The organism is Streptomyces sp. NPDC102278 (genome assembly GCF_044766345.1).
In the GTDB taxonomy this organism is placed as follows: Bacteria; Actinomycetota; Actinomycetes; order Streptomycetales; family Streptomycetaceae; genus Streptomyces.
Window position 1 is genome coordinate 72,224 of record NZ_JBIWLV010000021.1, and the last position, 26,041, is coordinate 98,264.

Consider the following 26,041-nt stretch of genomic DNA (forward strand, 5'->3'; position numbering starts at 1 on the left):
CTAGACGTGCGCCCGCAGCAGGGAGCGCATCGTCCGCATCGCCACGGACAGGTTCGCCAGGTCGAAGTCGTCCGAGCTCCGGATCTCCTCCAGGGTCGTCCGCGCGCGCCCGATGATCGCCGCGTTCTTGTCCTCCCACGCCTTGAAGCGCTCCTCGGGAGTCGACTCGCCGTTGCCCACCGCCAGCACGTCGGCGGTCAGGGCCGCGTGCGCCGCGAACAGGTCCTCGCGGATGGAGGCGCGGGCCATCGACTGCCAGCGGTCGGACCGCGGCAGCTCGATGATCCGGTCCATCAGCCGGGTGATGTCCAGCCGGTCCGCGAGGTCGTAGTAGACCTCCGCGACGGCCGACGGGTCGATGCCCGTACGGTCCGCGATCGCGACGATGTCGAGCGTCGGGAAGGCGGACGAGAAGCCGGCCACCTTGGCCGCCAGCTCCTGCGGCACGCCCTCGCCGACCAGCTCGTCCATGATCGACCGGTACCACTCCAGGTCGGCGCCGCGCACCAGCTTGGGCAGCTCGTCCCAGACCCGCGCCACCCGCTCGCGGAAGAGCTCGATGGTCTCGGTGATCTCCAGCGGCTGCGGCCGGTTGTTCAGCAGCCAACGGGTACCGCGCTCGACCAGGCGCCGCGAGTGCAGCCGCACCCGGGTCTGGACGGCGGCGGCGACCTTGTTGTCGAGCGCCTCGACGTCGTCCCAGACCCCGGCCAGGCCGAAGATCTCGCGGGCCGAGAGCTGCGCCCGGACGATCTCCTCCGTGGACGCGCCGGTCTCCTCCCGCAGTCGGTGCAGGAAGGTCGAACCGCCGGTGTTGACGGTGTCGTTGACCAGCAGGGTGGTGGTGATCTCCCGGCGCAGCGCGTGCGCGTCGATCTGCTCGGGGAACTTCGCGAGCAGGGCGCCCGGGAAGTACGCGTGCAGCAGGCGGCGCAGGTACGGGTCGTCCGGCAGCCCGGTGGCGATCAACTCGTCCGCCACCGTGATCTTGGTGTAGGCGAACAGGACGGCCAGCTCCGGCTGGGTCAGCCCCTTGCCGTTGCTCAGCAGCTCGCGGATCTGCCGGTCCGTGGGCAGGAACTCCAGCCCGCGGTTGAGCAGCCCGTCCCGCTCCAGGCGGCGCATGAAGCGCTGCTGGGCGTGGAGCAGGCTGGGCGCCTGGGCGGCGCCGTTGGCCAGGGCGGTGTTCTGCGCGTAGTTGTTGCGCAGCACCAGCCGGCCGACCTCGTCGGTCATCTCGGCGAGCAGCTTGTTGCGCTGCTTGACGGTCATGTCGCCGTCCGCGACGACCGCGTTCAGCAGGATCTTGATGTTCACCTCGTGGTCGGAGGTGTCCACGCCGGCGCTGTTGTCGATGGCGTCGGTGTTGATCTTGCCGCCTTCGCCGCCGGCGCCGGTACGGGCGAACTCGATGCGGCCGAGCTGGGTCAGACCCAGGTTGCCGCCCTCGCCGATGACCCGGGCGCGGACGTCCGAGCCGTTGACGCGGATGGCGTCGTTGGCCTTGTCGCCGACGTCGGCGTGCGTCTCGGCGGTCGCCTTGACGTACGTGCCGATGCCGCCGTTCCACAACAGGTCGACCGGGGCCCGCAGGATGGACTGCATCAGGTCGGCCGGGGTCATCTTGGTGATGCCCGCATCGATGCCGAGGGCCGCGCGGACCTGCGCGTTGACCGGGATGGCCTTGGCCGTGCGCGGGTGGATGCCGCCGCCCGCGGACAGCAGCTCGGTCCTGTAGTCGGCCCACGAGGAACGCGGCAGGTCGAACAGGCGCCGGCGCTCGGCGTAGGAGGCCGCCGCGTCCGGGTTGGGGTCGATGAAGATGTGCCGGTGGTCGAAGGCGGCGACCAGGCGGATGTGCTCGGAGAGCAGCATCCCGTTGCCGAACACGTCACCGGACATGTCACCGACGCCGACGACCGTGAAGTCCTGCGTCTGGGTGTCGTGCCCGAGCTCGCGGAAGTGCCGCTTCACCGACTCCCAGGCGCCGCGGGCGGTGATGCCCATGCCCTTGTGGTCGTATCCGGCCGAGCCGCCCGAGGCGAAGGCGTCGCCCAGCCAGAAGCCGTAGGCCTCGGCGACCCCGTTGGCGATGTCGGAGAAGGTCGCGGTGCCCTTGTCCGCGGCGACGACGAGGTAGGTGTCGTCCTCGTCGTGGCGGACCACGCCCTGCGGCGGCACGACCTCGCCGGCCACCATGTTGTCGGTGATGTCGAGCAGCGCCGAGATGAAGATCTTGTACGAGGCGATGCCCTCGGCGAGCCACGCGTCGCGGTCCACCGACGGGTCGGGCAGGTTCTTGGCGACGAAGCCGCCCTTGGCGCCGACCGGCACGATGACCGTGTTCTTGACCATCTGCGCCTTGACCAGGCCGAGGATCTCCGTACGGAAGTCCTCACGCCGGTCGGACCAGCGCAGACCGCCTCGGGCGACCTTGCCGAAGCGCAGGTGGACGCCCTCGACGCGCGGGGAGTACACCCAGATCTCGAACGCCGGGCGGGGCGCCGGCAGGTCCGGGATGGCCTGCGGGTCGAACTTCATCGACACGTACGCGTGCTGCTCGCCCGCGTCGTTCAACTGGAAGAAGTTCGTGCGCAGCGTCGCCTTGATGAGGGTGAGGAACGACCGCAGGATGCGGTCCTCGTCGAGGGAGGCGACCTGGTCCAGGGCCCCGTCGAGTTCCTCCAGCATCGCGTCGATGAGCTCGGTGCCCGCGGCCTGTCGGCCGGGCGACATCCGGGCCTCGAACAGCGAGACCAGCAGCCGGGTGGTGTGGACGTTGTTGCGGAGGGTGTCCTCCATGTAGTCCTGGCTGAAGGGCGAGACGGCCTGGCGCAGGTACTTCGCGTACGCGCGCAGCACCACGGCCTGCCGCCAGGTCAGCCCGGCGCTCAGCACCAGGGTGTTGAAGTTGTCGTTCTCCGCCTGGCCCTGCCAGACCGCCGCGAAGGCGTCCTGGAAGCGCTCGCGGGCGTCGTCGCCGAGGTAGGCGTCGCCGTTCCCGGAGGTGACGGGCATCCGCAGACCGAAGTCGTAGATCCACGCGTTCGTCCGGTCGCTGCACCGCAGCTCGTACGGCCGCTCGTCGGTGACCTCGACGCCCAGCCGCTGGAGGACCGGCAGCACCGCGGACAGGGAGACCTGCTCGCCCTGGCGGTAGATCTTGAAACGGCGCTCGCCGGGGCCCGCGCCCACGGGCTCGTACAGCGAGAGGTCGAAGTCGCTGTCCCCGGCGGACAGTCGCTCCAGCCGGACCAGGTCGGCCACGGCGGAGCGCGGCGAGTGGTCGGCCTTGTACCCCTCGGGGAAGGAGCCCCCGTAGCGGCGCAGCAGTTCGGCGGCGCGCTCCTCGCCGGTCTCCGCGATGAGCGCCTCGCCGAAGCCGTCGGCCCAGGAGCGGGCCGCCTCGACCAGGCGGGCCTCGATGCGGTCCACGTCGGTGTCGGTCAGGACGGGCAGTTCCTTGCCCTGCGGGACGCGGACGACGAAGTGGATGCGGGAGAGGATCGACTCGGTGTTCCAGGCGGTGAAGTCGACGCTGGTGCCGTCGAGCTCCTCCTTGAGGATGTCGATCAGGCGCAGCCGGACGCCGGTGGTGTACCGGTCGCGCGGCAGGTAGACGAGCGCGGAGTAGTAGCGCCCGTACTCGTCCTGGCGCAGGTACAGCCGCAGCCGGCGGCGCTCCTGGAGGTACAGGACGGACGTGACGATGGCCTGGAGCTGGTCGACGGGGGTCTGGAACAGCTCGTCGCGCGGGTAGGTCTCCAGGATCTGGAGCAGGTCGCGGCCGTCGTGGCTGCTCGGCGCGAAGCCGGCGCCGTCGAGCACCTCGACGACCTTGCGGCGGATGACGGGGACCCGGCGCACCGACTCGGTGTACGCGGCGGAGGAGAACAGGCCGAGGAAGCGGCGCTCGCCCACGACGTTGCCGTCGGCGTCGAACTTCTTCACACCGACGTAGTCGAGGTACGAGGGGCGGTGCACGGTGGAGCGGCTGTTGGCCTTGGTGAGGACGAGCAGGCGGTGCTCGCGGGCCTTGGCGCGCGCGTCGGCCGGCAGCCGGTTGAAGGACGGCGAGACGGGGTGGCCGTCCTCCTTGCCGCTGTGCAGCGGGTCGGAGCGCAGGATGCCGAGGCCGGTGCCGGGCACGGCGGACAGGGAGTCCCCGTCGACGAGGTTGTACTCGCGGTAGCCGAGGAAGGTGAAGTGGTCGTCGGCGAGCCAGCGCAGCAGTTCGCGGGCCTCTTCGAGCTCGTACTCGCGCAGGTCGGGCGCGGTGGGCTCGTTCGGCAGTTCCTCCGCGATGCGCATCGCGGCGTCGCGCATCTTCTCCCAGTCCTCGACGGACTCGCGGACGTCGGACAGGACGCGCAGCAGGTCGGCGGTGATCTGCTTGAGGTCCGCCCGGTCGGTCTCGCGGTCGATCTCGACGTGGATCCAGGACTCGACGAGGGAGTCGTGGGGGCGCGCGGTCTTGGGCCCGTGGGCGTCGCAGTCGGAGCCGAGGATCTCGATCAGCTTGCCGGTGACGTCACGGCGCACGACGACCTGCGGGTGGATCACGACGTGGATGCCGCGTCCCTGGCGGGACAGCTCGTTGGTGACGCTGTCCACGAGGAACGGCATGTCGTCGGTGACCACCTCGACGACCGAGTGGCTGGAGGTCCAGCCGTTCTCCTCGACCGTGGGGGTGTGTACGCGGACGTTCGCGGTGCCCTGGGGGCGCTTCTCCGCGAGCCGGTAGTGCGAGAGCGCCGCACCGAACACGTCGACCGGGTCCCGGTCGGCGAGGTCCTCCGGCGCGGTGTGCAGGTAGTAGCGCTGGAGGTAGGAGAGCGTCGTGCCCCGGTCGGGCCGCTCCCCTTGCTCGGACCCAGACGGAAGTAGCCCCCCGGCCGGGCTGTTCTCAGCTACCCGGGCCGCCCGTGAAAGCAGCTCGGCCTTTGCTTCGTCCAGCTTGGTCTGCATGTCCTCTGGCTCCTGTCGCGCGCCATTGCGTGACGTAGGTGAAGGAAGGAATGACATGGCGGCGACGCGACGCGGGCCGCGAGGCGGGATGTCCGTTCGGGATCGACGCCATGTCGTCGAGAGAGGCCACCGGAAACGAATCGGCCAAGATCGGCACGTGGTTCCGGCAGCGGAGATCGGCGAAGGCCCGGGCACGTTCGTGCGCCGGGCGCGTGCCGGGGGCTTCAGTGCCCCCGAGGACTATCGCGCTGATCACGGGTACCAGGCTATCCCCACCCACCCCGTGCTCGTCATGAGCTGTATGTGTACAAATCCGGGGGTGGAACTTTGACACTCTGGACAGCGACGTGGCCGGCCCCACGTGCACGCCGCCGCCCGACACCCGCGTCACGTGCTTATTCGGCCATCTCGCGAGCTGTGGCGACGGCCTCGGCCAGGGTGTCCACGACGGGCACGCCGGCCGATTCGAGGCTGCTGCGGCTGTGCGAACCACCGGTGTACAGCACGGCCCGCGCGCCCACGTGGGCGGCCGCGAGGGCGTCGTCCACGGCGTCTCCGATGAGGACCGTACGGTCGGCCGTCACACCCGCCGCCGCCATGGCGGCCATATGGCGTACGAGATGGCCCGCCTTCGTGGTGTGCGAGGGCCCCGTACGCCCGTCGACGCGCAGGAAGTGCGCGTGGATGCCGTGCGTCCGCACGAGGGGCACCAGCTTGTCGTGGGGCGCGAGGGACAGCAGGGACTGCGTCGACCCGGCTCCCTGCCAGCCCCTCAGCAGCTCCAGCGCGCCCTCGGCGAGCCCGGCGGTCTCGGCGGAGGACCAGTAGTGCCGGTGGAAGGTCTCGTCCATGACGAGCCACTCCGCCTCGGTGGGCATCCTGCCCATCAGCCGCTCGTAGAACTTCGGGACCGGCACCACGTACAGCTCGCGGTACGTCTCCAGGGTGATCGGCGCGAAGCCGAACTCCGCGAAGGAGGCGTTGGTCGCGAGGATGACGGCGTCGATGTCGTGGAGCAGCGTCCCGTTCCAGTCCCACACGAGGTGCGGACCACCGCGCGTCTCCACGTCCACTTCCCTCGCCACGGTCACTCCGGTCGCTTCCGTCACTTCAGCAACCCCGGGATCTCCTGCACCCCGAACCACAGCAGCTCGTGGTCCTCGGCGCCGTCCAGCAGGGCAAGCGCCTCGCCGTCCCCCGCGTCGGCCGCCTCCACCGCCCCGACGGCGACCGTGACGTCCTCCAGCGCGTCGTCGGCGTCCATGTGCACTGCGGCGGCCACGGAGAGCCGTACGGAACTTCCCAGCGACACCTGCCCGAGGGCGGCCTCGTCGTTCCCGGGCGCGGCGGTCGCGGCCCGGTCGTCGACGTCGAACGCCACGACGACCCGCTTGCGCGGGGCGTCCGCGTCGGCGGCGATCATCCGCAGGGAGGCGAGGGCGGCCCGGCCGAGGGCCGCGTACTCCAGCTCCTCGATGTCGTCGGACACGTACCACTCGCGCAGCCCGGGAGTGACCGCGTAGGCGCGCAGCGGGGCGGGGCCCAGCTCGCCCGCCTTGTGCACCTCGGCGAGCCCGGGGACGGTCAGGGGGACGTACACGCGCATGGCCGGCTGCTTTCGGTAGTCGGGAACGCCCTCAGGATACGACCGGCCCGCCCGTTCGCCGATGCCCCCTCACCTCGGGCGGCCCCGACGGGCACGCCACCGCGCCCGGTGACGATGTCGGTCCCCCTTCGGGGTGGCGTGGCCGGGTCGCGGCGCGTCCACACCGCTCCCGCGACGGCCCGGCGGCGGGGGCGACGACCTCGGGGTACCCACCCGGATAGGTGAAGGCGGCCGGGGTCCGGGACGGCTGCCGGGACCCGTTGCGGAGCGTGTTCGGCGGCCCGTAGAAGTGAGCCGACCAAGTTACCGCCCGGTACCGCAGGTGCCCGGGCCCACACTCCCCGGGGACGACCACCATGACCAGGACGAGGACCACCACCCGCCCTCCCGGCCGCCACGACCAGCGCCACCCCGGGCGCCCCCGCACCGCGCGGGGCCCGCACGACTGGTTCGCCGAACGCCTCCTGGCGGTCCTCAGCGGCCGTCGCCCCGTCCACTCGCTGCTGGGCCACACCGTCGGCCCCGCGTACGAGCAACTCGTCACCCTGGCCCCCGCCGGCCCCCTGCGCGACCGGCTCCTCCCGGTCCTGCGTCACTGCGGCCGCTTCCACCCCGGGCCGGGGGTCATCGAGGCGTTCGCCCGCATCGCCACGGGCGACCGCGTCTCGGCGATGGCCTTCCGCCTGGAACAGGGCCCCGACCTCCGCTGGCGCTGCGCAGCCATCGAAATCCAGGGCCCCCGCCCCTGACCGAAACCCCGAACCCCACCGAGCCCCAGCCCCGCGGGGGACCGACACCGGCCAATTCCAGCCCCGCCGGCGTTTGAGGCGCGGGGTCCGGGGCGGAGCCCCGAAAGCCCGGCGCAGCCGGGGCCGCCCCGCGCAACGCCCCCGCACAGGCCCCTCACTCACCCCGCAGGGCACCCGCCCCGCACAGGCCCCTCACCCGCCCCACAGGGCACCCGCCCCGCAGGGCACCGCACCCGCCCCCGGACACAACGCCGCCGGGGCCGGACACCCGTACAACGGTGTCCGACCCCGGCGGGGCGTCACTCCAAACCCGACAGGCCCAACCGGCCCGACAGGCCCAACCGACCCGCCAGGCCAACGGCCCAGACGGGCCTACTTCTTGCGCCGCCGACCGCCGGAGGCCTTCTGCGCCTTGCGCCGCTCCGCCCGCGTCATCCCGTCGCCGTCACCGCCGCCCTCGCTCTCGAAGTCGCCCTCGACGACCCCGCCCTCGCCGTCCACCGACGGCGCGGAGAAGTGCAGGCGGTCCGGCCGCTGCGGCGCGTCCAGTCCCTTGGCGCGGATCTCCGGCTTGGTCAGGGACGGGCCGGCGTCCTGCACCGGAAGCTCCTCGACCTGCTGCTCGACCTGGACCTCCAGGTTGAACAGGTAGCCGACGGACTCCTCCTTGATGCCTTCCTGCATGGCGTTGAACATGTCGAAGCCCTCGCGCTGGTACTCGACCAGCGGGTCCTTCTGGGCCATCGCCCGCAGGCCGATGCCCTCCTGCAGGTAGTCCATCTCGTACAGGTGCTCACGCCACTTGCGGTCCAGGACGGACAGCACCACGCGCCGCTCCAGCTCGCGCATGATGTCGGAGCCGAGCGTCTTCTCGCGCGCCTCGTACTGCTCGTGGATGTCGTCCTTGACGGACTCGGCGATGAACTCGGCGGTGATGCCCGCACGGTCGCCGGCGGCCTCCTCCAGCTCCTCGACGGTGACCTTCACCGGGTAGAGCTGCCGGAAGGCGCCCCACAGGCGGTCCAGGTCCCACTCCTCGGCGAAGCCCTCGACGGTCTCGGCCGCGATGTACGCGTCGATGGTGTCGTCCATCATGAAGCGCACCTGCTCCTGCAGGTCCTCGCCCTCAAGGACGCGACGGCGCTCGCTGTAGATGACCTCGCGCTGGCTGTTGAGGACCTCGTCGTACTTCAGGACGTTCTTGCGCGTCTCGAAGTTCTGGGTCTCGACCTGCGACTGGGCCGACGCGATCGCGCGCGTCACCATCTTGTTCTCGATCGGCACGTCGTCCGGCACGTTGGCCATCGCCATGACCCGCTCGACCATCTGCGCCTTGAACAGGCGCATCAGGTCGTCGCCCAGCGACAGGTAGAAGCGGGACTCGCCCGGGTCGCCCTGGCGGCCGGAACGACCGCGCAGCTGGTTGTCGATACGGCGCGACTCGTGCCGCTCGGTGCCCAGCACGTACAGGCCGCCGAGGTCCTTGACCTCCTCGAACTCGGCCTTCACGGCCGCCTCCGCGCGGGTCAGCGCCTCGGGCAGGGCGTGCGCCCACTCCTCGATGTGCTCTTCCGGGTCGAGCCCGCGCTGGCGCAGCTCGGCCTCGGCCAGGTCGTCGGGGTTGCCGCCGAGCTTGATGTCCGTACCGCGACCGGCCATGTTCGTGGCGACGGTGACGGCGCCGCGGCGCCCGGCCTGCGCGACGATCGAGGCCTCGCGCTCGTGCTGCTTGGCGTTCAGCACCTCGTGCGGGATGCCGCGCTTGGAGAGCTGCTGCGAGAGGTACTCGGACTTCTCGACCGAGGTGGTGCCGACGAGGATCGGCTGGCCCTTCTCGTGCTTCTCCGCGATGTCGTCGACGACGGCGGCGAACTTCGCGACCTCGGTGCGGTAGATCAGGTCCGCCTGGTCCTTGCGGACCATGTCTCGGTTGGTCGGGATCGGGACGACCCCGAGCTTGTAGATCTGGTGGAACTCGGCGGCCTCGGTCATGGCCGTACCGGTCATGCCCGACAGCTTCGAGTAGAGGCGGAAGAAGTTCTGCAGGGTGATCGTGGCGAGGGTCTGGTTCTCGTCCTTGATGTCCACCCCTTCCTTCGCCTCGATCGCCTGGTGCATGCCCTCGTTGTAGCGGCGACCGGCGAGGATGCGGCCGGTGTGCTCGTCGACGATCATGACTTCGCCGTCGATGACGACGTAGTCCTTGTCGTTCTTGAAGAGTTCCTTGGCCTTGATGGCGTTGTTGAGGTAACCGACGAGCGGGGTGTTCACCGACTCGTAGAGGTTCTCGATGCCGAGCCAGTCCTCGACCTTCGCGACACCGGCCTCGTGGATGGCGACGGTGCGCTTCTTCTCGTCGACCTCGTAGTCGCCGGTCTCCTCGATGCCCTTGAGGGGCTGACCGGCCTCGCCCTTGGTCAGGCGGGTGACGAGCTTCGCGAAGTCGGCGTACCACTTCGTCGCCTGGTCGGCCGGGCCGGAGATGATCAGCGGCGTACGGGCCTCGTCGACCAGGATCGAGTCGACCTCGTCGACCACGGCGAAGTTGTGGCCGCGCTGCACCAGCTCGTCCTTCGACCACGCCATGTTGTCGCGCAGGTAGTCGAAGCCGAACTCGTTGTTCGTGCCGTAGGTGATGTCGGCGCTGTACTGCTCGCGGCGCTGGGCCGGGGACATGTTCGCCAGGATGCAGCCGACCTCGAGGCCGAGGAACTTGTGAACCCGGCCCATGAGCTCCGAGTCGCGCTCGGCGAGGTAGTCGTTCACCGTGATCAGGTGGACGCCCTTGCCGGACAGCGCGTTCAGGTACGCGGGGAGGGTGCCGACGAGCGTCTTGCCCTCACCGGTCTTCATCTCGGCGACGTAGCCGAGGTGCAGCGCCGCGCCGCCCATGATCTGGACGTCGTAGTGCCGCTGACCGAGGACGCGCTTGGCGGCCTCGCGCGTGGTCGCGAAGGCCTCGGGCAGCAGGTCGTCCAGGCTCTCGCCGTCCTGGAACCGCTGCTTGTACTCGTCCGTGAGGGCCCGCAACTCGGCGTCGGAGAGGTTGACGAAGTCCTCTTCGATGGAGTTGACCTGGTCCGCGATGCGGTGCAGTTTGCGCAGGATCTTGCCTTCGCCTGCACGCATGAGCTTGTTGAAGACGGACACCGAGGTTTGTCTCCTTGCCGGTCGGGCCTGGCACTGGTTCGTGCGCGGGCACGGAGGGTGGGCCCCACCGCAACGGCCATCGTAAGCGAGGACACGGTCGCGTCGGGAGGTCCGCACCATCCGTGGGGCACGGGTGCCCGGAATGAGAACGTACGGGGGGCACCGAAGGTGCCGGTGCCGACGAAAACTGTTGGCCGGCCGGGCCCGCCCGTACCAGAATCCGTGCATGGAGCCCACGACACTGACCACCGCGCGCCTGCACCTGCGTCCCTTCGTCCCGGCCGACGCCGACGAGGTCTACGCGGCCGCCCAGGATCCCGACGTCCAGCGGTGGACCCTCGTCCCCTCGCCGTACGAGCGGGTGCACGCCGACACCTTCGTGGGCGAGATCTCCCCGACGGGCTGGCGCGAGGGCACCGGTCACAGCTTCGCCGTGCGCCTCGGCCCGGACGGCCCGCTCGTCGCGGCCATCGGCGTGCACGTGCGCGTGGTGGACGGGGAGAACGGCTACGAGGTCGGCTACTGGGCGACCAAGGAGCACCGCGGCAACGGCTACGTGACCGAGGCCCTGGGCGCCGTCGCCCGCTGGGCCTTCACCGAACTGGGGGCGCCCCGCCTGGAATGGCGGGCCGAGGTCGGCAACGCGGGCTCGCGCGCCGTCGCGGAGAAGGCCGGCTTCCGGTTCGAGGGCCTCCTGCGCGCCGGCCTGGTCAGGGCCGGCACCGTACGGGACTGCTGGATCGGCGCCCTGCTCCCCGAGGACCTGGGGCTGCCCTCCCGGCTCGCCTACCTGCCCTCGCCCTCGGCGTGAGCGTCGGCGTGTATCGTCGGCGGGCCGCGATGTCGGTGGCGCCGTCTGATGTCAGTGGCGCCGTCTAGGGTGCGGGGATGACGACCGTGCCGCCGCCGACCGTGTCCCTGTCCGCCGACGAGGCCCGCCGGATCGCGCTGCGCGCGCAGGGCTTCCTGGGCGCGCCCGACCGCCGGGGCGGTGTCCGGGGCGTCCTGCGCCACCTGGGCGCGGTGCAACTGGACACGATCTCCGTGCTGGCGCGCTCGCACGAACTGATCCCGTACGCCCGCCTGGGCGCGGTCGGCCGCCCCGCCGTGGAGGCGGCGTACTGGTCGGACCGGCACGCCTTCGAGTACTGGTCGCACGCCGCCTGCATCCTGCCGATCGAGGAGTGGCCGCACTTCGCGTTCCGCCGGCGTGCCCGGCGGGCGCGCGGCCACCGCTGGCACGTCCTCCAGGACAAGGAGCGCTCCACGAAGGCGGTCCTGGACCGGCTCCGGGCCGAGGGCCCGCTCACCTCCACCGAGCTGGGCGGCGCCAAGAACGGCGGCGAGTGGTTCGAGTGGTCCGAGACCAAGATCGCGGTGGAGTGGCTGCTCGACACGGGCGAGGTGGTCTGCGCCGAGCGACGTGGCTGGAAACGCGTGTACGACCTGCCCGAGCGGGCCGTCCCGGACGCCCTGCTCCACGACGACCTGGACGACCGCGAGTGCCTGCGCCGGCTGGTGGCCCTGGCCGGCCGGTCGCTGGGCGTCGGGACCCGCGCGGACATCGCGGACTACCACCGCCTGGGGGGAGCCCAGTTCGACGCGGTGGTCGAGGAATCGGGTCTGGTGCCGGTGGAGGTGGCGGGCTGGTCCAAGCCGGCCTGGGCCGATCCGGCCGCCCTGGGGACCACGCCCCGGGGCCGGCACCGCACGACGCTGCTCTCGCCGTTCGACTCCCTGGTCTGGGACCGGCCGCGCACCGAGCGGATCTTCGGGTTCACCCACCGCCTGGAGGCGTACGTGCCCAAACCCAAGCGGATACACGGGTACTTCGCCATGCCGCTGCTGACCGGCGGGCGGCTCCGGGGCCGGGTGGACCCCGCCCGGGAGGGCACCACCCTGGTGGCCCGACAGCTCTCCCTGACCGGCCCCGCGGCCGCCCGCCCCATGGCCGAGGCGCTGCGCGAGGCGGCGTCCTGGGTCGGCTGCGACACGGTACGCGTCGAGCGGGCCGCCACCGCGGCCGAAGCGGCGGCCGTCACGGCGGAACTGGCAGCGCTCTAGCCCTCACCGGCACGGCGGGCACGGCGGGCACGGTCGACGCGGGGCACGGCGGGCGCAGCGGGCTACCGGATCTCCAGGATCTTCTCCCGCATCGCGTACACCACGGCCTCCATCCTGGAGTGCAGTTGCAGCTTCTCCAGGATGTTGCGCACGTGGTTCTTCACGGTGTTCTCGGAGATGAACAGTTCCTTCGCGATGTCGCGGTTGTTCATCCCGGTGGCGACCAGCTTCAGGACCTCCAGCTCACGGTCCGTCAGCCTCGGCGCCGGCACCAGCCGCCGCTCGTCCGTCCGCTGGATCATCGACTTGAACTCGGTGAGCAGTTTCGACGCCATCGACGGGCTGATCTGCGACTGTCCGTCCGCCACGGCCCTGATGGCCGTGGCCACTTCGTCCGTGGAGATCTCCTTGAGGAGGTATCCCGTCGCGCCCGCCTTGATCGCGTCGTAGAGGTCGGCCTCCTCGTCGCTGATCGTCAGCATGATGATCTTCGCGGAGGGGGCGACCTCCTTGATCGACGTGCACGCCTCGATCCCGCCGCGCCGGGGCATCCGTACGTCCATCAGCACGATGTCCGGCAGCAGGTCGGCGGCCTTGTCCACCGCCTCCGCGCCGTCACCGGCCTCGCCGACGACCAGGATGTCCTCCTCCTGCGCGAGGACGATCTCCAGCCCACGCCGGAAGAGTGCGTGGTCGTCGACCACGAGCACCCGAATGGGTTCCCCGGCCGTGTCACCGGATTCACCGGAACCGGCGACGCCCGCGTCCCCGCGCGTCCCCCGCTCCGCCTCACGACAGCCCGCGCCGTCGTCACCGCGCACCGGCCCGAAGCTGTCCGCCATCGTTCCTCCCCCTGCATGTGCTGAGCCGCCGGTCCAACCCGACGGGGTCGGTCGCCGCTTGACTGCTCGACATGATTCCATGCCCGCGCCACCGGGAGGGGGCCCGACGACGACCCGGCCGGCTCATACGAGCCGTACGGGTGCCCCCGCGGGACGCCCGCCGGCGTCCCACGAGGGCAATGGTCGAGTGCTCAGCCGCCGAGCGATCCACCCGCGCCGCCGCGCGGCTCCTCCGCGCTGGAGGCGCCGTCCGGGTTGACGTGGATGACGCCGTAGTCGTAGGCGTGGCGCCGGTAGACGACGCTGGGCAGCTTGGTCTCGGAGTCGACGAACAGGTAGAAGTCGTGACCGACCAGCTCCATCTCGTACAGAGCCTGGTCCAGCGACATGGGCGAGGCCGAGTGGGTCTTCTCCCGGACGATCAGCGGGCCTTCGCCCAGCACGTCCAGGGGTCCGACCTTGGTGGTCGGCACTCCGTCGGTCGCCTCGTCCGTGACGAGTTCGCCGTTGCCGTCGAGCTGCGCGACGCCCGGCACGACGTCGGCGACCTCGGCCGCCGAAAGCCGCCCGTTGCCGCGGCGGGTGTACCGCTTGTCGTGCTGCTTGCGCAGCCGGGCCTCCAGCTTGTCCTGAGCCAGGTCCAGCGCCGCGTAAGCGTCGGCGGCGGCTGCTTCCGCCCGAATGACGGGGCCCCGCGAGTGCAGGGTGATCTCCACGCGGTCGGAACGGTCGGCCTGCCGCGGGTTGTGCTCCTTGGACACCTCGACGTCCAAGCTGATCACCTTGGCGTCGAGCTTCTGGATCCGCTCGGGATTCAGCTTCTCTGCCACGTGCTTGCGGAACCGCTCGGGCACTTCGGTCTTGCGGCCCTTGACGACGATGTCCACGCAGAACTCCGTTCCCGGATAGCTCCGCCTTCAGGGGCGAAGCGTCTCCCTTTCGCACCAGACCCCGGTGTTCACCGGAGCCTCGGACTTGGCGACTTTCACCTCCTCCTCCCCCATCGGCAAGATCCACATCCCACCGACTTCGGAGTAGAGGGACACCCTCTGACCGAAGATCCCAAAGAAGATCCCGAAAACGGGCGGCTCGGTGCTCCGATGGCATGGGGCCCAAGGATCGCCAGTTCCTCACAACCGAACATATCCCTCAATGCCGGTTGTCGGCACCCGCTACCGGAACGTACCTCCGTTCAGGTGGTGCTTCCCTCTTACTACCTGCAACGATGCGCCTTCCCCACCAGTTCCTGAACTATTCGCAAGTTTTTCGTCCCGCACGGGTTGTCGACCGGATCCGAACGAAAGACTCCGCCGGTACGAAAGACTCCGCGGGCGCCGCCACCACGGCGCCGCCCACCACCCTCAGGCCGCCGGCCCGCAATGCCCGGGCCGCCTCCGCCAGCGTCGCCCCGGTCGTGATCAGGTCGTCCACCACCACGATCCGCGCCCCGGCCGCCGACCGCACCCCGGACGGACCCGCCACGAGGGCGCCGGCGACGTTCTCCCGGCGTTCCCGCGCCCCCAGGGCCGCCTGGTCCGCCACCCGCCTGCACAGCCCCAGTACGGGCACCACGCGCGCTGCGACCCCCTTCCCGCGCAGACCCGCCGACGCGGCCAGCGCGATCCTGCGCGCGGGATCGTGGCCGCGGGCCCGCGTCCGGTGCCGCGCGGAGGGCACGGGCACCAGGGCCACCTCCCCCGACCCCGCCGCGCCCCCGCCCGCCCCGCCCGACAGGGACGACAAGGACAGCGACGGCAAGGACAGCACCGCGGACGCAAGGGCGGCCCCGAGCGGGCCGGCCAGCGGCAGCGCGCCGCGCTCCTTGTGGGCCAGTACGATCTCGCGGACGGCGTCCGCGTACACCGCGCCCGCGTGCACCGCCGGCAGCCCCCGGGGCGCCGGCGACGGCCGCACCCGGCCCGCCCCCGCCCCGCCGAGCGCCTCCCGGCAGTCCGGGCACACCGACACCCGCGCGGCCCCGCAACCGGCGCAGTCCACCGGCAGGACCAGCCCGGACAGCTCCCGCCACCACTCCCGCACCCGAGGTCCCCGCACACCGAAACCCTGCCGGCGCGTCCCGGCGCCCCGCCACCCCTGTGGACAACCACCGGGCGGGGCGACCACCCGGATCCACCCGGATCCACCCGGATCCACGGGGACGCGGCCGAGGATCAGCCGGGATAGACCGGGGCCCGGCCGCCGGCCGCCACCGTGCGCCACTGCGCGCCCGGCGGCAGCCACACGATGCCGTCCTCGTCGGAGGAGGCCACCACGGGCTGCGCCTCGTCCTCGTACGCCCCGATACCGGTCAGGCCGGCCGCTCCGGGCAGGCTCGCCGCCACCATCGACCCGTCGGCCAGCATGTAGCGGGCCTGCGTGATCCCGCCGCTCTCCTTGCCCACGACCAGCAGCCTGCCGCGCGGCGCCCAGCTCATCGCCATCACGTCCGCCATCTGCGGGGCCGCCGGGCGCAGTTCGCGCACCGACACCGGAGAGACGTCGCCCTTGCGCTCGGGCCGCTCGATCCGGCCGATGTACAGGTTCTTGCGGTCGTCGTTCTTCTGGACGAGCAGCGCGATCCGCACCCCGTCCGGGGAGGCCTTCAGCCCGGTGATCTTCCCGTCGTCCAGGCCGGCGACGTCCACCTTCTGCGGTGTGCCGGTGCCGCCGGGCACCCGCCACAGCCCCTGGTTCTGCGGATCGAGGTCCGCGACCCACAGGTCGCCGTGCGCGTCCCAACTGGGGGCGGAAAGCCTGCCCTTGCTGGTCAGCAGCGCCTGCGGCATCGGGCCGGCGGTCGTCATGTTGACCACGTACAGCCCGCGCCCGTCCTCGGAGACGACCGCGGCCCGCTTCTCGTCGTAGGTGACGGCGGCGGAGCCCACCTTGAACGTGGTCGCCGCGGCCAACGGTCCGGGCACCAACTCGGGCTTCTCCTGCGGCTGTTGTTCCTCCGCGGCCACGTTGAGCGACATCTGGACGAGCCGGAAGTCCTTGTCCACGTAGTACTGGTGCACCTGGCTCGGCACCCGGTTGGCCAGCGGGGCGGCGGAGGCGCGCGTCACCCAGCACAGCGTGGTCTTGCCGTCGGCGCGCTGCAGTTCGACCCGGTCCAGCCGGGAGGCCGTCAGGTCCTTGATGGTGTAGAGCAGTTGGGTGGCCATCTTCTGGCACTGCGACTGCGGGACGTGCGCGGCCTTGTTGTCGAGCTTGAGCGGCACGCGCAGCGTGTTCTGGCCGTCCAGGGAAAGGGACTTGGTGCCCGGGGCCAGTTCCGTCCCGGTGAGGAAGCTGGTGGTGACGACCGGTCCGAGCCACTTGGACGGACCGGCGAGCAGCGACTGCACGGTCTGGGTGGTCGGGTCCATCCGCGAGTCGGGGTCGCTGCGCTGGCGCACGTACACGGGGTCGTTGACCAGCGTCCCGTCACCGAAGTAGTACTTGTTGACGGGCTTGTAGATGCGCTGGAAGTCGGATTCGCTGAGCACGAGGGTGCTGGGCGGCGTCGCGATCCGCCACTGGTCCTTGAACTTGACCAGCTGGAGGTACTCCTCGTAGCGGCCGCCGCCGGTCTCCGGCTGGTAGGCGCTGCGCTCGTCCACGGTCGCCAGCTTCTTGCCGGTGACCTTCCAGCGGTGCCCCTCGGACTCCTTGTCGCCCTGGACGGGGAACCGGTCGAGGCCCGCGGAGAGCACGGTGACCGACGAGCCGGGCTTCCAGTTCTTCGCCGCGTCGTCGGTCAGGTACTTGCGGGCGGTCTCCAGCTGCGGATCGTCGCTGGTCATCGCCTCCAGGAAGCCGTCGACGATGTCGGTCGGGCTCGCCTTGTCGGCCGGCGGCACGCCGAAGACCCGCACCTGGGAGTCGACGCCCTGCGAGGCCCGCACCTCGCGGACCTCGCCCGAGTCGGGCATGGAGGCACAGCCGGCCAGCAGCAGCCCGACCGCGCCGAAGGCGACGCCGGCCCGGGCGGTGCCCCGCCGCGGCGCCCGTGCGCGCGCGGGCTCGCGCTCAGCGTCCACCGGTTCCATCCTCCTGGGTCGCCTGGTCGGCCGGCCGGGCGACGACGCGCGCCCCGTTGCCGGGCAGCGCCGTCGGGTCCGCGGGTACCGGTACCGCTCCGGCGACGGCCGAGCGCGGCGGGATCGCGGAACGTTCGGCGGTGGAGGCCCCCGGGCCGCCCTGACCGCGTCCGTTGCCGTTGCCGCGGGCGTCGCCGCGGCCGGCGGCCTCTGCGACCGCCCTGGCCCGGTTGGAGCGCGAGTCCTCCGGCTCCAGGGGGATCGGGGATCCGCGCAGCGGTTCGTCGGCGGTCCTGGGCAGGGTGAGGCGGAACTGCGAGCCACCGCCGGGCTCGCCCCACGCCTGGAGCCAGCCGCCGTGCAGCCGTGCGTCCTCGACGGCGATGGACAGGCCGAGGCCGGTCCCGCCGGTGGTGCGGGCGCGGGCCGGGTCGGCCCGCCAGAAGCGGTTGAACACGCGGGTGGCCTCGCCCGGCTTCAGACCGACCCCGTAGTCCCGTACGGCGACGGCGACGGCCCCGCCCGCGGACGCCAGCCGCACCACCACGTCGCGGCCCTCACCGTGCTCCACGGCGTTGACGACGAGGTTGCGCAGCACCCGCTCGACGCGCCGCGAATCGGCTTCCGCTATGACGGGCTGGGTGTCGCCGAGGACGCGGATCCGGCTGCCCTTGTGCTCGGCGAGCGGTTCGGCGCCGTCGATGACCCGGCGGACGACCTCCCGCAGGTCGATGGGTTCCGCCTCCAGCGCGGCGGCGCCCGCGTCGAACCGGCTGATCTCCAGCAGGTCGGCGAGCAGCGACTCGAACCGGTCGAGCTGTCCGGCGAGCAGCTCGGCGGAGCGCGCGGTGACGGGGTCGAAGTCGACGCGCGCGTCGTGGATGACGTCGGCGGCCATGCGTACGGTCGTGAGCGGGGTCCGCAGCTCGTGCGAGACGTCCGAGACGAACCGCCGCTGCATCCGGGAGAGGTCCTCCAGCTGCTGGATCTTGGTGTGGAGGTTCTGGGCCATCTTGTTGAAGGCTTCGCCCAAACGGGCGATGTCGTCCTCGCCGGTGACCTTCATCCGTTCCTGGAGCCGCCCGGCGGAAAGCCGCTCGGCGATCCCGGCGGCCATCCGAACGGGGCTCACGACCTGGCGCACGACGAGCCACGCGATCGCGCCGAGCAGCACGACGACGAACACCCCGGCGGTGGCGATGGTGACCTTGATCAGGTTGAGGGACTCCTCTTCCTGGCTCAGCGGGAAGAGGTAGTACAGGTCGTACGGGGCGCCGTTGATGTCGGTCAGTCGTTTGCCGATGACCAGCGCGGGCTCGGGAGCCTTCTCCTCGGCGCCGGCGGTGTAGCGGATCTGGGAGAACGTCTTGAACGTTCCGGTGGCGTGGTTGACGGCCCGCCGCAGCGAGGCCGGGACGCTGGCCGTCGGATCGACGTTGCCGGAGGCGCGGGCGCCCTTGACTCCCTGGGCTCCGGGGCCGGGCCCGCTCTCCTCCCCGGTTCCGGCGCCGAGCGCGGCGACCTCGAAGGCCGTCTGGCCACCACTGGCCAGCTGCTTGACGAGGGAGTTCATCCAGGTGCTGGCGTCGCGCCCGACCTTGTTGTCGTTCGCGTCGGGCCCGTCCGCCGCGAACGGCGTGTTGGCCTTCTCCTGTGCGACCGCGAAGCCTCCCGCGGCCTGACTCTGGGCGGCCTCCTCCTTGGCGTCGAGGAGCCCCATGCTGACCTGGGCGATGACGACGAAGCCCAGCGCGAGGACCACGCCGAGCGACATCAGCAGGGTGGCCGCGACCACCCGGAGCTGGATGTTGCGCCGCCAGATCCGGACAGCCGGAAGCAGCGGCCGTCGTGCGAGGTGCACGAACAGTCGCAGCACAGGGGCGCCGGGTGCTCCGTCCTGGAGCAGCCGGCCGCCCCGCAAGACCCCCCTGCGGGGGCCTCCCGGGGGCATGCCGGCCTTCATGTCAGCTCGGCCCGGCCTTGTAGCCGACACCGCGCACCGTCACGACGATCTCGGGCCGCTCCGGGTCCTTCTCGACCTTGGAGCGCAGTCGCTGTACGTGCACGTTGACCAGCCGGGTGTCCGCGGCGTGCCGGTAGCCCCAGACCTGCTCCAGCAGCACCTCACGGGTGAACACCTGCCAGGGCTTGCGCGCGAGGGCGACCAGCAGGTCGAACTCCAGCGGGGTCAGGGCGATGGACGCACCGTCGCGCTTGACCGAGTGGCCGGCCACGTCGATGACCAGGTCACCTATGGTCAGCTGCTCGGGCGCGGGCTCCTCCGACCGGCGCAGGCGGGCTCGGATGCGGGCCACCAGCTCCTTCGGCTTGAACGGCTTGACGATGTAGTCGTCGGCCCCGGATTCGAGGCCCACCACCACATCGACCGTGTCGCTCTTGGCCGTGAGCATGACGATCGGCACTCCCGACTCCGCCCGGATCAGCCTGCAGACCTCTATGCCGTCCCGTCCGGGCAGCATCAGGTCGAGCAGGACCAGATCCGGTTTCGCCTCCCGAAAGGCAGCCAGCGCCTTGTCACCGTCAGCTACGAACGACGGCTCAAAACCTTCTCCACGCAGCACAATGCCGAGCATCTCGGCCAGCGCGGTGTCGTCGTCGACGACAAGGACTCGTCCCTTCATGCTTGACATCATCCCATTAGCTAATCGTTACCTGGCGGTGAGCTGTCCCACAGCCAAAAGGGCTGGAAATCGCCCCTCGGACCTGCGTGGTGATCAGGGCGACCAGTCTGCCCCGGATCCGGGCGACAATTGAAGGCGCGAGCGGCTCGGATTCCGGGGGAGGGCCGGTCCGCCCGACGTTCCCACGTGGCACGATGGCAGCCGAACCAGCGCCCCCGCCGCAGCAGACGCACGTGAAGGAGCGACATGAACGACTCTCCGGGCTGGGCTACGCCCGGATCCTCCCCTTCCGACGACCGCGACGGTCAGGACGACCAGGGGAGCCGCGGCTCGGGCGGCGAGGGCGCCGGCGGCGACGTACGGCCGCCCGCCCGGCCCGCACAGCCCTCCGACGACCCGCGCTGGTCCGCCGCCCAGCCGCCGCCCGGCCAGTGGTCGAGCCCCGGCACCGAGGCACCGGCCCCCACGCAGGCCCCCCAGCCCCGGCAGGGCCCCGGCTGGGGATCCCCCGGCCAACAGCCCGGCGCCCCGGGCGGACCCTCGTACGGATCCCCCTACGGCGGCCAGTACGGCGGCCAGCACGGCCCGTACGGTCACCCCGGAGCCCCCTGGGGCCCGCCGCCCGCCGCCAAGCCCGGCGTCATCCCGCTGCGCCCCCTGGGCCTCGGCGAGATCCTCGACGGCGCCGTCACCACCATGCGCAGCCACTGGCGCTCGGTCCTGCCGATCACCCTGTTCGTGGCCGTGATCGTCCAGGTCGTCGGCGTGCTCGTGCAGAAGTACGCCCCGGGGGACCTGCGGACGTACCCCCGCGGCGGTTCGGCGGCAGGCCTGTCCTTCGATGACGTCGCGGGCTCCATGGCGGTCACCGGCGCCACCTACCTCGTACAGATCCTCGGCACGATCCTGGCCACCGCCATGCTCACGATGATCTTCAGTCGGGCGATCCTCGGCCAACGCTCCAGCGTCGCCACCGCCTGGAGCGAATCCCGTTCGCAACTGCTGCGCCTGGTCGGACTCACCCTGATGCTGGGCCTCGCCCTCGTCGTGGCCGTCGCCGTGCTGATCGTGCCCGCGATCGTCTTCGAGAACTCGGACCTGGCGTTCCTGGCCCTGGTCGTGGTGGCCCCGGTCGCCGTGTGGCTGGGCATCGCCCTGAGCCTGGCCTCGCCCGCGCTGATGCTGGAGAAGAGCACCGTCTTCAAGGCCGTCGCCCGCTCCTGGAAGCTGGTCGGGGGCTCCTGGTGGCGGATCTTCGGCATCACCCTGCTGACCGGCCTCATCACGGCCATCATCACGGGGATCATCTACTACCCGCTCTCGATGATCGCCGTCTTCGGCTTCGGCAACGGCCTCGACGGCGTGCTGGACGGCACCGCCACCTCCTCCTGGAGCTACCTGATCTTCGGCGGCGTGGCCCTGATCATCGCGCAGACGATCACCATGCCGATCCAGGCCGGCGTCACCGTCCTGCTCTACGTCGACCAGCGCATCCGCCGCGAGGCCCTCGACCTGGAGCTCGCCCGGGCCGCCGGAGTCGACACCCACACCACCGCCGACCCGCACCCCGGCGCCGCCCCGGGCCACGGGGGCTGACGGACGGATGAGCACGGGGGGACTCATCACCATCGGCGCCGCGGCCCTGCTGCCCGCCGCCGAGACGCCACCACTGACGACACCGCGCGACGCCGCCCGCGAGGCCGCCGAACGCGAGCTGTCCAAGGCGGCCTACCACCGCGGCGACCCGGGCATGGTCGAGCGCGCCTTCGACAAGCTCTGGCAGTGGCTGGGCGACTTCCTCGACACCGCCTCCGGGGCGACCCCCGGAGGCGGCTTCGGCCTGCTCGCCGTCCTCGTCCTCGTCGTCCTGGCCCTCGCCGCCCTGTGGTGGCGCCTCGGTTCCCCCCGCCGCACCGCGGCCGGCCCGGGCCTCCTCTTCGACGACGGACTCCGCAGCGCCGCCGACCACCGGGCGAGCGCCGACGCCCACGCCGCCGCGGGCCGCTGGACCGAAGCCGTCCAGGAACGCATGCGGGCCGTCGTCCGCTCCCTGGAGGAACGCACCCTCCTCGACCCGCGCCCCGGCCGCACCGCCGACGAGGCGGCCACCGAGGCCGCCGTCTCCCTGCCCGCCCACCGGGACGACCTCCGCGCCGCGGCCCGCGCCTTCGACGACGTCACCTACGGCGGCCGCAGCGGCGACCCCGACACGTACGACCGCCTGCGCACCCTCGACATCACCCTGGAACGCGCCAAGCCGCTCCTGACGGGACCCACGGCATGACCGGCACCACCACCCCGAACCCCGCCGGCGCCCCCGGCTCCGTCAAGGACCCCGCCGCCGACCCCCGCACCCCGTCGGCCGGCGCGGCCACCGGCGGAACCCTGTGGTGGGTCCGCGCCCGCGGTCTCCTGCTCGCCACCGGCCTCCTGCTCGTCGGCGCCGTCACCATGGCCGCCCTCCACTCCGAGGAACGCCACGGCTACCTCGACCCCCGCTCGGCCGACCCGTACGGCAGCCGCGCCGTCGCCGAACTCCTCGCAGAACGCGGCGTCACCACCCGCGTGGTGACCACCGCCGCCGAGGCCGCCACCGCGGCCGGCCCCGACACCACCCTCCTGGTCACCGACCCGGACGTCCTCGGCGACACCCGACGCGGCGCCCTGCGCTCCGCCATGGACCTCTCCGGCGGCCGCACCGTCCTGCTCGGCGCCGGCGCCCGCAGCCTCGGCGACCTGGCCCCCGGAGTGCGCACCGCCTCGTACGCCGCCAAGGAGAACCTCGACCCCGGCTGTTCCCTGCCGGCCGCCGTGTCCGCGGGCCGCGCCGCCACCGGCGACAGCCTCCGCTACACCACCGACCTCCCCGGGGCGACCGGCTGTTACCCCAGCGACGGCCACCCGACCCTCCTCGTGCTTCCCGGCACCACCAAGGGCGGCGACACCGTCCTCCTCGGCTCCGAGTCGATCCTGCTCAACCAGGAACTCGCCCGGCAGGGCAACGCCTCCCTGGCCCTGCAACTCCTCGGCTCCCGACCGGAACTCGTCTGGTACCTGCCCGGCCTCGCCGACCAGAGCGGCGAGCCCGAGCCCTCCACCGAGGAGAAGTCCCTCTTCGACCTCATCCCGGCCGGCTGGGGCTGGGCCCTGCTCCAACTCCTCGTGGCCGCCGTGCTCGCCGCCCTCTGGCGGGCCCGCCGGCTCGGCCCCCTCGTCACCGAGAAACTGCCCGTCGCCGTCCGCGCCTCCGAGGCCACCGAGGGCCGCGCCCGCCTCTACCGCCTGTCCGGAGCCCGCGACCGCGCCGCGACCGTGCTGCGGGCCGCCTCCCGCGAACGCCTCGCCGCACTGGTCGGCGTACCGGCCGTACGGGCCCACGAACCCGCCGCCCTGGTCCCCGCCGTGTCCGCCCGCCTCTCGACGGACGGCCCCCAGGACCTCACCACCCTCCTGTTCGGCACCACACCCGCCGACGACGCGGCACTCGTCGCGCTCGCCGACCACCTCGACGCCCTCGAAAGAGAGGTCCGCACCTCATGACGGCCACCACGGACAGCGCCCGTTCCTCACTGGAAGCGCTCCGCACCGAGATCGCAAAGGCCGTGGTCGGCCAGGACTCCGCCGTCACCGGTCTCGTCGTCGCACTCCTGTGCCGGGGCCACGTCCTCCTCGAAGGCGTCCCCGGCGTCGCGAAGACCCTCCTGGTCCGCGCCCTCGCCGCGTCCCTCGAACTCGACACCAAGCGCGTCCAGTTCACCCCCGACCTGATGCCCAGTGACGTCACGGGCTCGCTGGTCTACGACGCCCGCACCGCCGAGTTCTCGTTCCAGAACGGCCCGGTCTTCACGAACCTCCTCCTCGCGGACGAGATCAACCGCACGCCCCCGAAGACCCAGTCGTCCCTCCTCGAAGCGATGGAGGAACGCCAGGTCACCGTCGACGGCGTACCCCGCAAGCTGCCCGAGCCGTTCCTCGTCGCCGCGACGATGAACCCCGTCGAGTACGAGGGCACGTACCCCCTCCCGGAAGCCCAACTGGACCGGTTCCTGCTCAAGTTGACCGTCCCGCTGCCCTCCCGCGAGGACGAGATCGGCGTCCTGACCCGGCACGCCGCCGGCTTCGACCCGCGCAACCTGCACGCCGCCGGTCTGCGCGCCGTCGCCGGCCCCGCGGAACTCGAAACGGCCCGCAAGGCCGTCGAGACGACCACCGTCTCCCCCGAGATCGCCGCGTACGTCGTCGACATCTGCCGCGCCACCCGCGAATCGCCCTCGCTGACCCTCGGCGTCTCCCCGCGCGGCGCGACCGCCCTGCTGGCCACCGCCCGCGCATGGGCCTGGCTCGTCGGCCGTGACTACGTGACGCCCGACGACGTGAAGGCCCTCGCCCTGCCCACGCTCCGCCACCGCGTCCAACTGCGCCCGGAAGCCGAGATGGAAGGCGTCACGGCCGACGCCGTCATCACCGCGATCCTGTCCCACGTACCCGTCCCGCGCTGATGGCCCTCACCGGACGCGCCGCCCTGCTCGCGGCACTCGGCAGCATCCCCGTCGGCATCCTCGAACCGAGCTGGACGGGGATGCTCGCGGTCAACGGCCCCCTGGCCCTGGCCTGCGCGCTCGACTACACCCTCGCGGTGCCCGTCCGCACGCTCGGCGTGGCCCGCTCCGGCGACACCTCGGTCCGCCTCGGTGAACACGCCGACGTCCATCTCACGCTCACCAACCCGGGTTCCCGCAAGCTCCGCGCCCGGGTCCGCGACGCCTGGCCCCCGAGCAGTTGGAGCCCCGGTGCCGAGAGCGCCGCGTCCCGCCACACGGTGTCGATCCCCCCGGGCGAACGCCGCCGGGTGACCACCCGCCTCTTCCCCACCCGCCGCGGCGACCGCCAGGCCGACCGCGTCACGATCCGTTCCCTGGGTCCCCTGGGTCTCCTGGCCCGGCAGGGCACCCACACCGTGCCGTGGACGGTCCGGGTCCTGCCCCCGTTCACCAGCCGCAAGCACCTCCCGTCCCGACTGGCCCGCCTGCGCGAACTGGACGGCCGTACCAGCGTCCTGACGCGCGGCGAGGGCACCGAGTTCGACAGTCTCCGCGACTACGTCCCGGGCGACGACACCCGCAGCATCGACTGGCGGGCCACCGCCCGCCAGAACAAGGTCGCCGTCCGCACCTGGCGCCCGGAGCGCGACCGGCACATCCTCATCTGCGTGGACACCGGCCGTACTGCGGCGGGCCGCGTCGGCGACGCCCCCCGCCTGGACTCCGCGTTGGACGCGGCCCTTCTCCTCACCGCCCTGGCCGTCCGGGCCGGCGACCGCGTGGACTTGCTGGCCCACGACCGCCGCCCGCGCGCCCAGGTCCAGGGCCGCTCGGCCGCCGACACCCTGCCCGCCTTCGTCAACGCCATGGCGACCCTGGAGGCGGAGCTCGTCGAGACCGATTCCCGTTCCCTGGTGTCCACGATCCTGCGCAGCGCCCCGCGCCGTTCCCTCGTGGTCCTCCTGACCACCCTGGACGCCGCCCCCATCGAGGAGGGTCTCCTCCCCCTGCTGCCGCAGCTCACCCAACGCCACACGGTCGTCCTGGCGTCGGTCGCCGACCCCCGGGTGACGCAGATGACCACGGCCCGCGGCAGCGTCGACGCCGTGTACGAGGCCGCTGCGGGCACCCAGACCCGTTCTCAGCGCGACCGCACGGCCGACCAGTTGACCCGCCACGGCGTCCACGTCGTCGACGCCACCCCTGACAACCTGGCCCCGGCCCTCGCCGACGCCTACCTCGCCCTCAAGGCCGCCGGCCGCCTGTAGCCCCAGCCTGGGGTGCACGACCGCTGCACGCTCGTCAGCCCGCGCCGGGCCCCACAAAGGCCCGGCCGGTTGAACCGCCGGTTCGTCTCCGAAATGGTCCGGAACGCAGAAAAGCCCCGCACCCTGAAGGGTGCGGGGCTTTCCCACAATGATTGTTCGGCGGCGTCCTACTCTCCCACAGGGTCCCCC

18 protein-coding genes are annotated in these 26,041 nt (G+C 71.9%); 8 read left to right on the top strand and 10 right to left on the bottom strand.

The features are described 5' to 3' along the window. The 3 genes from ACIRO3_RS32665 to ACIRO3_RS32675 form a co-directional block, all read right to left on the bottom strand. Entirely contained in the window at positions 1-4,968 is a 4,968-nt protein-coding gene (locus tag ACIRO3_RS32665; protein WP_404142881.1) for an NAD-glutamate dehydrogenase, read from the bottom strand. Positions 4,969-5,363: 395 nt separating this feature from the next. Then, positions 5,364-6,035, bottom strand: coding sequence for an HAD hydrolase-like protein (locus ACIRO3_RS32670; RefSeq protein ID WP_361771749.1), 672 nt, complete (start codon positions 6,033-6,035; stop codon positions 5,364-5,366). Between the two features lie 38 nt (positions 6,036-6,073). Continuing rightward, positions 6,074-6,574 carry a DUF6912 family protein gene (locus ACIRO3_RS32675; protein WP_404142884.1) on the bottom strand — a complete coding sequence of 167 codons (501 nt, stop codon included), beginning with the start codon at positions 6,572-6,574 and terminating at the stop codon, positions 6,074-6,076. A gap of 356 nt (positions 6,575-6,930) precedes the next feature. On the opposite strand from ACIRO3_RS32675, the gene ACIRO3_RS32680 reads away from it, so the two are divergent. After that, positions 6,931-7,323 carry an Rv3235 family protein gene (locus ACIRO3_RS32680; RefSeq protein WP_053679423.1) on the top strand — a complete coding sequence of 131 codons (393 nt, stop codon included), beginning with the start codon at positions 6,931-6,933 and terminating at the stop codon, positions 7,321-7,323. Between the two features lie 372 nt (positions 7,324-7,695). Here the strand turns inward: ACIRO3_RS32680 and secA are convergent, their stop codons facing one another. Then, positions 7,696-10,473 carry a preprotein translocase subunit SecA gene (gene secA / locus ACIRO3_RS32685; RefSeq protein ID WP_361786748.1) on the bottom strand — a complete coding sequence of 926 codons (2,778 nt, stop codon included), beginning with the start codon at positions 10,471-10,473 and terminating at the stop codon, positions 7,696-7,698. A 226-nt stretch (positions 10,474-10,699) separates the two neighbouring features. On the opposite strand from secA, the gene ACIRO3_RS32690 reads away from it, so the two are divergent. Then, positions 10,700-11,284, top strand: a complete 585-nt coding sequence (locus tag ACIRO3_RS32690; protein WP_404142887.1) for a GNAT family N-acetyltransferase — start codon at positions 10,700-10,702, stop codon at positions 11,282-11,284. A 77-nt stretch (positions 11,285-11,361) separates the two neighbouring features. Beyond that, the gene (locus ACIRO3_RS32695) at positions 11,362-12,537 is read left to right on the top strand and encodes a DNA glycosylase AlkZ-like family protein (protein WP_366000720.1); all 1,176 of its coding nucleotides are present in this window, start codon (positions 11,362-11,364) and stop codon (positions 12,535-12,537) included. Between the two features lie 62 nt (positions 12,538-12,599). Here ACIRO3_RS32695 and ACIRO3_RS32700 read toward each other — a convergent pair whose 3' ends face one another. The 6 genes from ACIRO3_RS32700 to mtrA all read right to left on the bottom strand — a co-directional run bounded on the left by ACIRO3_RS32700 (position 12,600) and on the right by mtrA (position 20,055). Beyond that, positions 12,600-13,379, bottom strand: coding sequence for a response regulator transcription factor (locus ACIRO3_RS32700; RefSeq protein WP_361786739.1), 780 nt, complete (start codon positions 13,377-13,379; stop codon positions 12,600-12,602). A gap of 191 nt (positions 13,380-13,570) precedes the next feature. Then, positions 13,571-14,266 (bottom strand): ribosome hibernation-promoting factor, HPF/YfiA family, encoded by a 696-nt coding sequence (gene hpf, locus ACIRO3_RS32705; RefSeq protein ID WP_366000718.1) that lies wholly within the window; start codon positions 14,264-14,266, stop codon positions 13,571-13,573. Between the two features lie 364 nt (positions 14,267-14,630). Next, on the bottom strand, positions 14,631-15,434 hold the full coding sequence (locus ACIRO3_RS32710) for a ComF family protein (RefSeq protein WP_404142890.1): 804 nt from the start codon (positions 15,432-15,434) through the stop codon (positions 14,631-14,633). A 116-nt stretch (positions 15,435-15,550) separates the two neighbouring features. After that, complete coding sequence (locus ACIRO3_RS32715; protein WP_361786730.1) at positions 15,551-17,401, bottom strand: LpqB family beta-propeller domain-containing protein; 1,851 nt, start codon at positions 17,399-17,401, stop codon at positions 15,551-15,553. Further along, positions 17,391-19,352, bottom strand: coding sequence for an MtrAB system histidine kinase MtrB (gene mtrB, locus ACIRO3_RS32720; RefSeq protein WP_404142893.1), 1,962 nt, complete (start codon positions 19,350-19,352; stop codon positions 17,391-17,393). Before mtrB ends, ACIRO3_RS32715 begins: the two co-directional genes overlap by 11 nt. Before the next feature lie 13 nt (positions 19,353-19,365). Beyond that, positions 19,366-20,055, bottom strand: coding sequence for a two-component system response regulator MtrA (mtrA, locus tag ACIRO3_RS32725; protein WP_200904315.1), 690 nt, complete (start codon positions 20,053-20,055; stop codon positions 19,366-19,368). A 234-nt stretch (positions 20,056-20,289) separates the two neighbouring features. On the opposite strand from mtrA, the gene ACIRO3_RS32730 reads away from it, so the two are divergent. From ACIRO3_RS32730 to ACIRO3_RS32750, 5 genes are read left to right on the top strand one after another with little or no spacing between them, the layout of a single operon-like run. Continuing rightward, positions 20,290-21,639: a glycerophosphoryl diester phosphodiesterase membrane domain-containing protein gene (locus ACIRO3_RS32730; protein WP_404142896.1), complete on the top strand. Its 1,350-nt coding sequence runs from the start codon at positions 20,290-20,292 to the stop codon at positions 21,637-21,639. Between the two features lie 7 nt (positions 21,640-21,646). After that, complete coding sequence (locus ACIRO3_RS32735; RefSeq protein ID WP_404142899.1) at positions 21,647-22,327, top strand: DUF4129 domain-containing protein; 681 nt, start codon at positions 21,647-21,649, stop codon at positions 22,325-22,327. Next, positions 22,324-23,583 (top strand): DUF4350 domain-containing protein, encoded by a 1,260-nt coding sequence (locus ACIRO3_RS32740; protein ID WP_404142901.1) that lies wholly within the window; start codon positions 22,324-22,326, stop codon positions 23,581-23,583. The genes ACIRO3_RS32735 and ACIRO3_RS32740 overlap by 4 nt, the downstream gene beginning before the upstream one ends. Further along, positions 23,580-24,542 carry a MoxR family ATPase gene (locus ACIRO3_RS32745; RefSeq protein ID WP_366000712.1) on the top strand — a complete coding sequence of 321 codons (963 nt, stop codon included), beginning with the start codon at positions 23,580-23,582 and terminating at the stop codon, positions 24,540-24,542. The genes ACIRO3_RS32740 and ACIRO3_RS32745 overlap by 4 nt, the downstream gene beginning before the upstream one ends. After that, the gene (locus tag ACIRO3_RS32750; protein WP_404142904.1) at positions 24,542-25,852 is read left to right on the top strand and encodes a DUF58 domain-containing protein; all 1,311 of its coding nucleotides are present in this window, start codon (positions 24,542-24,544) and stop codon (positions 25,850-25,852) included. The genes ACIRO3_RS32745 and ACIRO3_RS32750 overlap by 1 nt, the downstream gene beginning before the upstream one ends. Positions 25,853-26,041 lie beyond the last annotated feature (189 nt).